The 12,104-nt window shown below is 44.5% G+C and carries 9 protein-coding genes; 3 read left to right on the top strand and 6 right to left on the bottom strand.

The genetic code is table 11. The features are described from left to right. Positions 1–101 precede the first annotated feature (101 nt). Both HME9304_RS03080 and HME9304_RS03075 read right to left on the bottom strand, forming a co-directional pair. Entirely contained in the window at positions 102–1,172 is a 1,071-nt protein-coding gene (locus tag HME9304_RS03080; protein WP_112377197.1) for a nuclease-related domain-containing protein, read from the bottom strand. 391 nt (positions 1,173–1,563) lie between these two features. Further along, on the bottom strand, positions 1,564–1,935 hold the full coding sequence (locus HME9304_RS03075) for a helix-turn-helix domain-containing protein (RefSeq protein WP_112377196.1): 372 nt from the start codon (positions 1,933–1,935) through the stop codon (positions 1,564–1,566). A gap of 770 nt (positions 1,936–2,705) precedes the next feature. On the opposite strand from HME9304_RS03075, the gene HME9304_RS03070 reads away from it, so the two are divergent. The 3 genes from HME9304_RS03070 to HME9304_RS03060 all read left to right on the top strand — a co-directional run bounded on the left by HME9304_RS03070 (position 2,706) and on the right by HME9304_RS03060 (position 9,621). Beyond that, positions 2,706–5,762 carry a SusC/RagA family TonB-linked outer membrane protein gene (locus HME9304_RS03070; RefSeq protein WP_239023377.1) on the top strand — a complete coding sequence of 1,019 codons (3,057 nt, stop codon included), beginning with the start codon at positions 2,706–2,708 and terminating at the stop codon, positions 5,760–5,762. Between the two features lie 13 nt (positions 5,763–5,775). Next, positions 5,776–7,215, top strand: a complete 1,440-nt coding sequence (locus tag HME9304_RS03065; RefSeq protein ID WP_112377195.1) for a RagB/SusD family nutrient uptake outer membrane protein — start codon at positions 5,776–5,778, stop codon at positions 7,213–7,215. A gap of 81 nt (positions 7,216–7,296) precedes the next feature. Next, a complete protein-coding gene (locus HME9304_RS03060) occupies positions 7,297–9,621 on the top strand; it encodes a zinc-dependent metalloprotease (protein ID WP_112377194.1) in 2,325 nt (774 codons plus the stop codon). Between the two features lie 124 nt (positions 9,622–9,745). On the opposite strand, the gene HME9304_RS03055 is transcribed toward HME9304_RS03060, so the two are convergent. The 4 genes from HME9304_RS03055 to HME9304_RS03040 all read right to left on the bottom strand — a co-directional run bounded on the left by HME9304_RS03055 (position 9,746) and on the right by HME9304_RS03040 (position 11,964). Continuing rightward, entirely contained in the window at positions 9,746–9,991 is a 246-nt protein-coding gene (locus HME9304_RS03055; RefSeq protein WP_112377193.1) for a DUF6520 family protein, read from the bottom strand. A gap of 62 nt (positions 9,992–10,053) precedes the next feature. Continuing rightward, the gene (locus tag HME9304_RS03050; RefSeq protein WP_112377192.1) at positions 10,054–10,506 is read right to left on the bottom strand and encodes a MauE/DoxX family redox-associated membrane protein; all 453 of its coding nucleotides are present in this window, start codon (positions 10,504–10,506) and stop codon (positions 10,054–10,056) included. A 96-nt stretch (positions 10,507–10,602) separates the two neighbouring features. Next, positions 10,603–11,529: a helix-turn-helix domain-containing protein gene (locus HME9304_RS03045; RefSeq protein ID WP_112377191.1), complete on the bottom strand. Its 927-nt coding sequence runs from the start codon at positions 11,527–11,529 to the stop codon at positions 10,603–10,605. Between the two features lie 15 nt (positions 11,530–11,544). Then, a complete protein-coding gene (locus tag HME9304_RS03040) occupies positions 11,545–11,964 on the bottom strand; it encodes a DUF7793 family protein (RefSeq protein ID WP_112377190.1) in 420 nt (139 codons plus the stop codon). Positions 11,965–12,104 lie beyond the last annotated feature (140 nt).

Raw genomic sequence — 12,104 nt, 5'->3', positions numbered from 1 at the left:
GGGGCTCTACGAAGTTGGTTTGTGCAAAACGATTGGGATTGCAGCGCACGGTCCAATAGCATACTTTCTATGTACGGTGACTGGAACTGAAATCCTGTTCCCTAGTTTTTTATCCCCATCAGATAATCCGCAATACTGCGAACCTCCGATGTATCGAATATCGGTTCAAAACGTTCTATATACCCATTGAGTTCCCTAAGGGTTTTGATAGCGACATAGTTGAACTGTTCCTTGGGCCTGTGGTGGATCATGGCCACAATACTTCTTATGGTCAGTTTCTTATGGCCCCAATGATGTTGCTTCAATACTCTGTTTCCTTGTTTGTTGCCATTAAGGAGCACAAAAAGGGCAAAATTAGCCCGTTGTATCTGTTGTACTGGGGACCTAAGGTTATTTCTGGCGACGGATGCCTTGCTCCAGTTCTTGGTTTCAATAATAAAGATACCCGCATGGGTGACTAAAAGGTGGTCGATCTGGATACTGAAGATCCGGTCATTCTCCTTTTTGTTGTAAATGGGTTTTTCGAAAGAGAGTGAAAAATCATTGATCAATACATAGTCATCGGATAGCTTTTCCAGTTCCTTGGCCACCAGATTTTCACCAATGGCCCCGGCAATCAAATTATCGAGTGCAGTGACTGTTGTTTTTGCATGTTCAAGTTCCTTAAATTTTGGGCTGCAGCGAGCAGAGATGATTTCTTGTCTGTTAATTGCAAAATGGTTGATTCTTTCTAGGGCCAATTTCAGGTGCTTTTGTGTTTTATGGGTTTTAACCTTGATGATTTTATTGAAGCTTTTTACCAACAGGAATTTGATGGCAAGGAAGCATTGGAGTTGGTACCAATGCAGCAGTTCCATTACGGCATTTTTGGCAGGGCCGGATAAGGTTGTGCACTTGGTTTTGAGGTTGTTTATCCTATCGTTGAGTTTTGTTTCTGCTTGGCTTTTTAGGGTGTCATAGTGCTTTTGAAGATGAAACCCCTCTGCTTGAAGGGTGTCCAACTCCAAGTCAAAATCCCGTTCGGTGGTAAAGAACAGTGCCTCTTTTTCATTATCATAGTTTTTAAGGAATCTGCGTATATCACCAACGGAATTGAATATAGTAATCCCGTTTTTGTCCAAGGTTTCCCGGATTCTTTTTAAGGATTCTATTTGGCCGTGGATGTGTGTCATTGTTGTGCATAGTTACGAATAGTCTATTATATCCGTCGTGTTCTGAAACATCTTCAAGCTCCAAGTATTCAGGAAATTTAATCACATATCCAATTCCACCACTAGATTGAGAATCGTACATCATTGAACCATCACAATGAATATAAATAGCACGATAATCAAATCTTTGCATAATGTTTTCAAATTAGCTCTAACTTGTTTATATACTTAACTTTCTTGTGTATATACCACCAACTTTGTGGGCCATACCAAAGTTTTTGCGTTAATCAAACGGCATAGCAGATATCTTGTTCAATAAACTTTGGGGGAGAATAAGATATAAATGTAAGAATATTTAGTAAAAATGTTGTAAGGAAATGGTGCTAATTCAATGGGTAAGGCTAAAATATAATTAATGACCTTTTCCGACTAACTTAAATTTTTCTTCAATTTCTCTTTTAAGGGAATCGTAGAACTTCATTTTTTCCTTGGTAAGTTTGTCCTCATACTGCAAAGTTTCTTCAACGACTGACAAAAGAGATTCTTTGCTTCGTAGTTCAAAAAGTTCACAAAAATTAAAATCTAGTTCTTTACAGATGACGAGAATTTTTTCCCAACTGGTTTTACCTTTGAATCTTTCTATTCTTCCAATCATTGTTGGGTTTGAGTTTATCAGAAGTGCTAAATCAAGTTGAGAAAGCCCCTTTCTTAATCTGGCTAGTCTTAGCAAGCTACCTATTTGGATATTTATTAGTTCTATGTCTGCAGTGCTAATTTTTCCCATTTAGTAAAATTTGAGAAAAACACAAAGTTTATTCGATACATATTTGTATCGAATAGGGTAATTTGGTATATTGCCAATGAAATACATAATTTGCGATTCTTCGTTTAAAAATATTTGAAGCTATCGCTTGGAATCTCATAGTAGAAAACTGGTAATTTAATGCAGATGGGAGGATAAGCGGATTGCTCACGACCCGGGCGTGGGCTCTCTTATCATCTGCAAGGTATACCAGTACCTCTACTATGGTAAGTTGAGTTCCGCGCCTTTTTTAGATTTCGGTTCATCTCAACTTTTTCTTAGCGTTAGGTTTCTTTTTGTCTTTTTCGGGGTGTCGCCCAACCAATAGGGTTATGGGAAACATTGGATTTTATTTTCTAAAAAGGGTTGCTTCGCTCGCCTGCTCTATTTTTGGAGCAATGCCCTCGGTGTTCGATATCCTCTTTAAGAAAAAGCCCAAAAACCCCATTTGATCAACCCTAGGCTATAGTTATGGGATACTTGCTCATTTATTTCCGGTAATCGATATCCCTTTGTCCCATAACTGACGACTCCATTTTTGGGCGACCAGCCCATGCACAAAACAATAGCCACTAACTTTTAAGGAATCCCATTTCCAAGGAGCATTACACCTTGGACAGGATGGCCTTTGCCCAGATCCTTGCCCATGGCCGTTTTGGCCATAGGGAACACACAAAACCCTCCACACACTTTGACGAGTACATGGAGGGCGGTCTAATCCATTTCAAAAAATAGTCAAACCTTTTAAAATTATGAAAAAATTACCGATTTGTACCTACAGGATATCCCTGTACCTAGTTTTTTATGTATTGTTTTCACCTTGGCTCACCGAAATGGTCTTGGCGGATACTCGAATAAAGATTGAAGTCATGCTCCGAAATGGAGCGTTTCAATCCTCGGTTAAGGGTGTTGTTACCAACAAGGAGGGAGAACCTCTAATGGGGGTGACCGTACAAGTGGCATCATCGAAGCGGGGAACCATTACGGATTTGGACGGTTCTTTTCATATTCAGGCCAATCCCAATGACAGCCTTATTTTTTCAGCCTTGGGCTTTAGGGCCCAAACCGTTGTTGTTTCCGGTCAAAAACAGATACATGTACAACTGGAGGAAGACGTGACCCAATTGGATGAGGTGGTGCTAAATGCAGGATATTATACGGTTTCGGAAAAAGAACGGACAGGCAATATAGCTGTTATAAAGGCCGCTGTCATGGAAAAACAACCGGTGGGGAATCCCTTGGCGGCCATGCAGGGGCATTTGTCCGGGGTGAACATTGTCCAGAACACCGGGGTTCCCGGGGGAAGTTTTGAAATAGCCGTCCGTGGCAGGAATTTTATCAATGGTGTTTCAGACCCCTTGTTTATTGTGGACGGGGTTCCCTTTGGTTCCCAATCCTTGGCGGCATCGAGGGTCTCCAGTGAGATCATTGGAGGGGGCATCAGCCCACTCAATGCCATTAATCCCAATGATATTGAAAGCATTGAGGTATTGAAGGATGCCGATGCCACGGCCATCTATGGCTCCAGGGCGGCCAATGGAGTAGTGCTGATCACCACCAAAAAGGGAAAATCGGGCAAAACCCGGTTCGATGCCCATTTGAGCACTTCCTTGGGCAGGGCGTCCCACTTTTTGGACCTGATGGATACCCAACAGTATTTGGAGATCCGCATGGAGGGAATCGCCAATGACGGGCTTGCCGACCTGTTGGAGAATCCCGTGTTTGATTTTTTCTGGCCCGATATCAAGTCTTGGGACAATGATCGCTATACGGATTGGCAGCAGGAGCTTATCGGAGGCACGGCCTATCGGAACAATGCCCAACTCTCGGTTTCGGGAGGTAGTGTCGGCACACAGTTTTTGGTCAGTGGTGCCTATCAAAAGGAAACTACCGTATTTCCCGGGGATGCCAATTATAGGAAGGCCAACATCCATGGCAATGTGAACCATCGGTCAGAAAATGAAAGGTTCAGGATGAACTTTTCCACCAGTTATACCCATGAGGACAACCGATTGCCGGGAGCGGACTTTACCCTCAAGGCCTATTCCCTGGAGCCCAATGCTCCCGCAGTATATGACGATGAGGGGAACTTGAACTGGGAAAACAATTCGTGGGACAATCCACTGGCCGCTTTGGAGGAAAACTTTGAGGCAAGGATCAATACCCTAATATCCAATATGTTGATTTCCTATGCCATCTGGCCGAACTTGGAACTGAAGTCCAGTATGGGTTTTACGAGTTATCGATTGGATACCCATAGGGCCATGCCAAGCTCGGCAAGAAATCCCAGTTTGGGCCTCACGCCCCAAAACTATTCCAACCTGACCACCAATGCCTCCCAAAGGGAGTCGTGGATCGTGGAACCCCAATTGAACTGGAGGGAGCGATGGAACAATTTTTCCCTCGATATGCTAGTGGGAACAACCTTTCAACAGGAGACCACACAACAGCTGGTGATACGGGGAAGGGGCTTTCCCAATAATGAGCTGGTGCACAATCTGGCTACCGCAGAAACCTTGGAAATCATTTCCGATGTGGATAGTGAATATAGATACAGCGCGGTCTTTGGGCGCATCAACCTGAACCTGTCGGGTAGGTACATCCTTAACCTGACCGGGCGTAGGGACGGGTCCTCCCGGTTTGGCCCGGGGAAGCAGTTTGGGAATTTTGGGGCTGTTGGACTTGCATGGGTTTTTTCCGAAGAACCCATTTTTGGGGAAAGCTCCCTTTTGAGCTTTGGGAAATTGCGTGGCAGTTATGGTACCACGGGCAGTGACAATATTGGGGACTATCGGTTTCTGGACACCTATACGGTTTCTGGTGATGAATATGATGGCACCACGATCTTGGAGCCTACGGGCATTTTTAACCCGCAGTTTGGTTGGGAGTCCAACCGAAAACTGGAAACGGCCATGGAACTGGGCTTTTTCAAGGACCGACTGCTGATCAATACCTCATGGTACAGGAACCGGTCTTCCAATCAATTGGTGGGGATACCCTTGGCAGCAACCACTGGGTTCCCCGAACTTAGGGGAAATTTTGATGCAGTTGTGGAGAACTCGGGCCTTGAGGTGGACCTACGCTCGGTCAATGTGCGGTCAAAGGGGTTCAAATGGAGCACCAACTTCAACCTTACCGTGCCTAAGAACAAACTGGTGGCCTTTGATGGATTGGAATCGTCCACCTTTTCCAACCGTTACATCATCGGACAGCCCTTGACCATCGTCAAGCTGTACCATGCCCTTGGTGTGGATACGCAGACCGGGATCTATCAGTTCGAGGACTATGATGGTGACGGAAATATCAGTAGTTCAGGGGATCTGGAATGGGTAGAGGATTTGGCACCCAAATTTTATGGTGGTCTGGGCAATTCCCTAACATTTGGGAATGTGACCTTGGATGTCTTTTTTCAGTTTAAAAAGCAGAAAGCCTATAATACCCTTCGATTTGATGCCACCCCGGGGTTCAAGGGCAATGTCCCGGTGGAACTGTTTGACCGATGGCAACAACCGGGGGATGAGAACCCCATCCAAAGGGCTTCCAGTGGATTTACCACGGTCGAAGACTTGGGATCGTATCAACAAAGGAGCAATGCCGCTGTTTCGGATGCCTCCTTTATTCGGTTGCGGAACATTTCCCTTAACTATAAGGTGCCCACATTTGATAATGGTTTGGATGTTAATGTATATCTACAGGGACAGAACCTTTGGACCTTGACCGATTATACGGGACCAGATCCCGAACGGCCCAACAATACCCGTTTGCCCCCTTTGAGACAGCTCACCTTGGGCCTCCAGATCAGTTTTTAATCCGAATAAAAGAATGATGAAAAAAGTAAAGAACAATAAAAATCGAAAACTGGCCTTTCCGGCCCCATTTTTAAGATGTGATCCATTGGGTCATTACCCTATCCTTCTAGTGGTGATGTTCCTACTGATGGGGTGCTCAGATTTTGTGGAGGTAGAAGCCCCTAAGAACATACTGATATCCGAAACCGTGTTCAATGATTCCGCAACTGTGGAGTCCGCTTTGGCAAATCTGTATTATGATATGCGGGAACAGGGCATGGTAGCTGGTACCTATGGCCTGACCCCCGTATTGGGGATGTATAGTGATGAGCTGGATTATTATGGGTTCAATGCCGATTATACCCAATTGTTCCAGCATAACGTATTATCCAATAACACGATTATCTTGGATTGGTGGAAACAGGCCTATCATCTTATTTACGGAGCCAATGACATAATCAAGGGAGTAGTGGCATCGGATGTACTGACCCCTGATGAAACAAAGGTGTTCAAGGGACAGGCCCTGTTTGTCAGGGCGTATATCCATAGTTTGTTGGTGTCCCTTTTCGGGGATGTTCCCTATATCAAAACAACGGATTACCGGGAGAACAATATCGTGTCCCGGATGCCCCAGATAGAGGTATATGAAAATATCATATCGGATCTTGAGGAGTCCATTGCGCTGTTGGAAGGTGTGGACACTATTTCCCCAGATCGGGTATTGCCCGATGATTTTGTGGCCAAGGCTCTATTGGCAAGGGTGTACCTGTATGTCCAAAATTGGGAAAAAACGGCATCCTTGGCCACTGTGCTTATCAATGCTTTCCAGTTGGAGACCGATTTAGATCGAGTGTTCCTCAAGGGTTCCCAAGAGACGCTATGGCAGCTCAGGGCGGATGCGGATTTTCCGAAGAATACGCGGGAGGCCGTACAGATGATCATCCAGACCATTCCTGGTCAGACCTATGCCCTGACCGATGATTTATTGGGGGTCTTTGAAAATGGAGACCTGCGTTTGGACCATTGGGTAGGAAGCCAGTCGGATTCCGATAATACGATAACCCTGTATTATGCCCATAAATACAAGGCTGGTCTTAATGAAACAGAATCCTTGGAATATTCCATTCTGTTTCGATTGGCCGAACAGTTTTTGATCCGTGCAGAGGCCCGGGTACATATGGAGGATATACTTGGTGCAAGGACCGATCTGGATGTCATAAGGAACCGGGCCGGCCTGCCAAACACCACGGCTAATACCGAAAACGATCTTTTGGAGGCGATACTTCGCGAGCGTAGGGTGGAACTGTTCACGGAACAGGGCCATCGTTGGTTCGACCTAAAACGAACCGATAATGCTGGAAGTATATTGGGCGCCATCAAACCAAATTGGCAAGAGACCCATACGCTGCTTCCCATTCCCGAAACGGAGTTTGAGGCCAATCCCAAGCTACTGCCTCAAAACCCAGGGTATTGATACCGCTAAAAAATACAGCTAGACCCTATGGATTGGTAGGGTCTAGCGTATTGGATTTTCAATTTCAAATAATTTAAGCTTATGAAACATTTTATACTACTCTTATTTTTTGCACTATATATGTCTGCCCATGCAGACAATCAAGTATATGTCGCGCAGGGGCTAGTGCCAACTGCCGGGTTTCTTGACGATGAAAGCTTTCTGACCTCTTTTATGGAAGGGGACCAACTCTATTTAAAGGTTCCCAAAATGATACTGGACAAGCCCATGTTATTTGTATGCCACTCTGATAAAAGGCGCAGCCATATGCAGGTGGTCTGGTCCCTGCTCAGGGATAAAATACTCTTGAAATCCCAGAGCATCAAGTCTACTGCGGGGGTGATTTTGCCCGTTGCCAAGAACCTTACCCTTATGGATAATGTCATAGCCGCATTTCCAATCGAAAAGAATGGTGGTAAACAGGGAAGTTATTGTATCAATATCACCGACCTTGTGCTACAACAGGATATAGCGTGGCCCCAATGGTTTGGGGTGTCCTTTGGAAAGCCCATTTCGGATATATCGCTGCTCTTGGAAGCCAAGAATTTGGAGAATGAGGTCATTATCAAGACCCGTCGGGGGATGGTCAAATATAAATCCAAGGTATCGGTACCCTTATATTTTGGTTTCTGTGCCTTGGGCAAGCCCATAAAGGGCCGGCGATATGATTATCGGATGGGTTTTATCAATGAACATTTTCAGGATATTACCCATGGAATACAGGTAAATGGGGTACATAACAATAGGGCCAATATCAGCCGATGGCGTTTGGAAAAGAAGGACAGCGACCAATCGATAAGCGTTCCCCTAAAGCCCATCACTTTTATATTGTCCCCTGAAATCCCAAAAAAGTGGAGATCTTTTGTAAAGGCCGGTATCATGGAATGGTTGCCCGCATTTGAGGCGGCCGGATTCAAGGATGCCATTGTGGTCTCGGAGGTCGATAGCTTGAGTGATTGGCAACGGAACAGCATTGGGAACAATATTGTTTATTGGGGTCGTGAACGCTATTTTCGAGATTCCTACCATAAGGAATATGGTGGTACGGCTACGTTGGTGACGGATTATAGGACCGGAGAGATCTTGAAAAGTGATATTTTTTTGAACGCAACCCGGCAGAACCTTGAAAATCGTTATTTCACTAGGGCGGCCCCTCTTGACAAAAGGGCCCAAAGCTTTCCCTTTCCCGATGCATTGATAGGACGATTGTTTCAATGTTTGGCAGCACATGAAACGGGCCACGCCCTTGGCCTTAATGATGGCAATTTTGGCGAGTACAGTTATCCGGTCGATAAAATGAACGATACGGATTGGTTGGGGACCATGGGGCACACCCCGAGCATCATGAACTATACCAGGCCCAACAACATTGCACAACCGGAAGATGGGATTCCCCCGTCATTGCTTGTTCAGAAAGTGGGCCCAGCCGATATTTATGCCATCTGTTGGGCCTATAGGGAATTTCCGTCCAAGACTTCGCCCGATGCTGAATCGGCTGCGCTCGAGGATATGATAAGATTACAGGATTCCATTTCTTGGTATCGGTACAATGATTCCCAATTTGAGATCATAGGTCCCGGTAGGACAGATGAAGTGGTCGAGACCAACGATCCCGTAAAAAGCACGGTATTGGCGCTAAAGAATTTGGAACGTGTAATCGAACTGATTCCCGGAGTCTGTGCCGACCAAAAGGACAACGCCAGATTGATACGTCTCTACAACAAATCCGTGGAGTTATGGTATCACCATATGCGGCATGTGGTCTCCGTTATCGGGGGACATGGGATTCATTATAAATCCATCAACCAACCAGGGAGAATGTTCGTTCCAATTCCATTGAAATCTCAATGGGAAGCCCTTGATTTCTTGATGCACAATGCCTTTAATCCACCGAAGTGGTTGACGGATCCGAAATTCCACGCACGGACGAGGCACTCCACATTTCCGGATAAAGTGTTGGAGTATGAACAAAGATTGGTCATGGAACTGATTCGGTCTTCCAGATTGAAACGATTGGAACAAATGGAAAATACCTTTGGGAACCAAGGACTGGTCCAAGATTATTTGGGGCAATTGCAATTTGGGCTGTTCATGGAGTTGTGGGAAGATTTTGGTAATGTGGGTCGCAGGAGACAGCAAATTCAAATGACCTATATCGAGGCTTTGGTAGGAGCGTTGGAAACAAAGGTGTCTGGATTTGATCCTAACGGACAATTCTTCGCCTACACCGATTATTCCAAAGGTCTTTTGATGTTGCAATTGATGGACTTGAAGACGGATATCGAAAAGGGGTTAAAAAAGAACAGGAATGTGGCCACTTTGGGGCATTGGCAATTATGCTTGAAAAAGATCAATACAAGTTTGTAGAAGGACGGATGGTATGCCATGGGCTGGTTCTAGAGTTCATATGTCCATGGTTGGGAGATTTTTGAGTTAGCGAAAAAGGTGCCTTTTCTAGGCACCTTTTTTTGATGGGTATTGCAAGTCCTGTTTAGGGTTTGCGCAACTGTATACTTGCAAAATCAGGTTCTGAATACAGTTGTATGCCATTGTATTCGCAGGGTATGCTACTTCCCTGGTAGCATTCATCTTCCACCGTGGTGGATTGCCAACCCTGACCTGGCAGGAAGTAATGGGCTTCTTGGGCAACAGTGGTATGCTCCGTGGCAAAGGCAAAGCCAACGGCCAACAAAATGGCGAAGGCGGGTAAAATGAATTTAAAAACGTTTGTTTTCATGATATTAAATTTTAATTATTGAATGCCTACTCTTTTTTACAGGTTTTCAGCTTCTCCTGACACTACGTAGTATTTTGATTTAATGCTTGTCTTTTGGATTTTTTGGTGACCAGTAGTATGCCCAATAGTGCAAGGAGCATAAAGGAAGTATTGAACAGAATGTGGTCCTTCCATCCCAAGGCCGACAATGCCCCACCACAGGAGCATGGAATGGAATCACTGAAATGGAGTACGGTGACGATATAGGCCGTGAAAAGGAACAGCAAAGTAAAACTGGAACAAAGGGCCGTCAATAGATATCTTGGGACAAGAAACAGTCCGACAATGACCAATTCAACAAAGGGCACCCCAAAGGCAATCCAAACGCTATAGGATGAAATAAATGGAAAACGATCCAAGCGATTTTGAAATTGGCCCAATTGCATCAATTTACTGCTGGCAGTATATACAAAAAGGATGATGAACAATACCTTGATAAATTGTAAGATGATAGGATGATTTCCTTTGAAGGCCATAATTTTTGTATTGATATGGTAAAGTTCGTGGGCCGAATTTACTTCTCTGGGATGATTGCTTATCCAAGAGGGATTTAATTTGAGGATTTATGGGTCTTAGCCCCGAAGGTCACTGGGAGACCTACCGTATTTTTCCTTGAAGGCCCTTGAAAAATGGGGAACGCTCTTGAATCCGGCCATGTGGGCAATGGTCTTGATGGACAGGCTGGTATATTGGATCAGCGTCTTCGCCTTTCGCAAACGTTCCTGTATCAAGAATTTAAAAATGGTCGTGCCGTAGAGTTGTTTGAAACCATACTTCAGTTTGAACTCGTTGGTGCCTATTTGAAGGGCGAGGTCCTTTAGTTTGGGAAGGTCATTTTTCACATTGTGGATAATCATGTCATGGACCTTACGGATCATTTGAATATCCTCTTGGCTCAATCGGACTTTCGGATTGCCGACCCCCTTGCTCACCTTAAGCGGATTTTTCCAAAGCCCTTTGCCGAAAGGTTCTCCTTTTGAAAAAAACACGGTGTCCAGAAGAATTTTCCGGCCAGTGCCATCAAGGGCCTGAAAAATGGATATGGTGCAATCTTTCTTTATTAATAGTCCCTCAGGGGTATTAAACTCCAAGTTCAGGACCGTTTCAGAATGTTCCTTTTTTAAAAGGCTGGGCAATTTTTTGATCCACTTTCTTTGTGAGCTTTCGGTCAAGAGCTCCGTAAGGGGATGTCCAATAATGTCCTTTGGTAGACGGGACAGGAGGGAACATACCTTATTGTTGATCATTTCGATATTACCTTGTGAATCCATAAGTAGGGACATCTGAATGACATATTGTGGTGTGGTGTGTGCATTTGCAAACCCTTGGTGGATAAAGGACGCCCTGATTTCCTCATTGACCATGTTGAGCATAACAACCAAAGAAGCCACATTATCGTTCTTGCCGGAAGGTTCCAAACTATAGAAAAAATTGCCCTGTGCCATTTCCAACAGCATTCGCTGTATACGTTTTACTCGGAAATCATCTTTGTTGGGCATGTCAATCCAATTGGTTCAACTATGTATGCCAATGGGGATAATGCATAAAATGGCAATCATCACCATGGAGGCCTTTAAGAAACCTAAGGCCCCCGATGTTGTGGAAAATGATTGGGTCGGAACAGCGTGGGGGTGGGTGCCCAGATAAAATGCACTTATGACATCCGTGACCGGAGGGTCGATCAAAAAGGCCAAGGCCTTGATTAATAAAGATCCATCCAAGGCAAAATAATCCCTTGCAGGTTTATTGACCATGCGTACTTCACGAATATCACAGAGTACGGGCATTTCTTTGCCTTCCTGGACCATCATTCGATCTCTGACAATTACCTGTGCCGCCTTAAGGTCAATATAATGCCCTTTCTTGTAGATGATATGTAAAAGGTCATCGGTCAACAGATAAATCGCATACTTGTTCTCATGGGACTTTTTCATGTTGTGAAAACTGGTAATGGGAATGAATTTACAAAAATATTATATCTGATTTCCTATACGGGAGTAAAGAACACCATCTAAAAAGGGTTTTGGTTATCTGAAAAGGAATTTTGCTTATCTAAAACGGAGTGATATTATTA

Origin of the sequence: Flagellimonas maritima, from assembly GCF_003269425.1 — a bacterium.
GTDB classification, from domain to species: Bacteria; Bacteroidota; Bacteroidia; order Flavobacteriales; family Flavobacteriaceae; genus Flagellimonas; species Flagellimonas maritima.
Note: the sequence above shows the minus strand (reverse complement) of the source record. Positions and strands in the feature narration are given on the sequence as shown.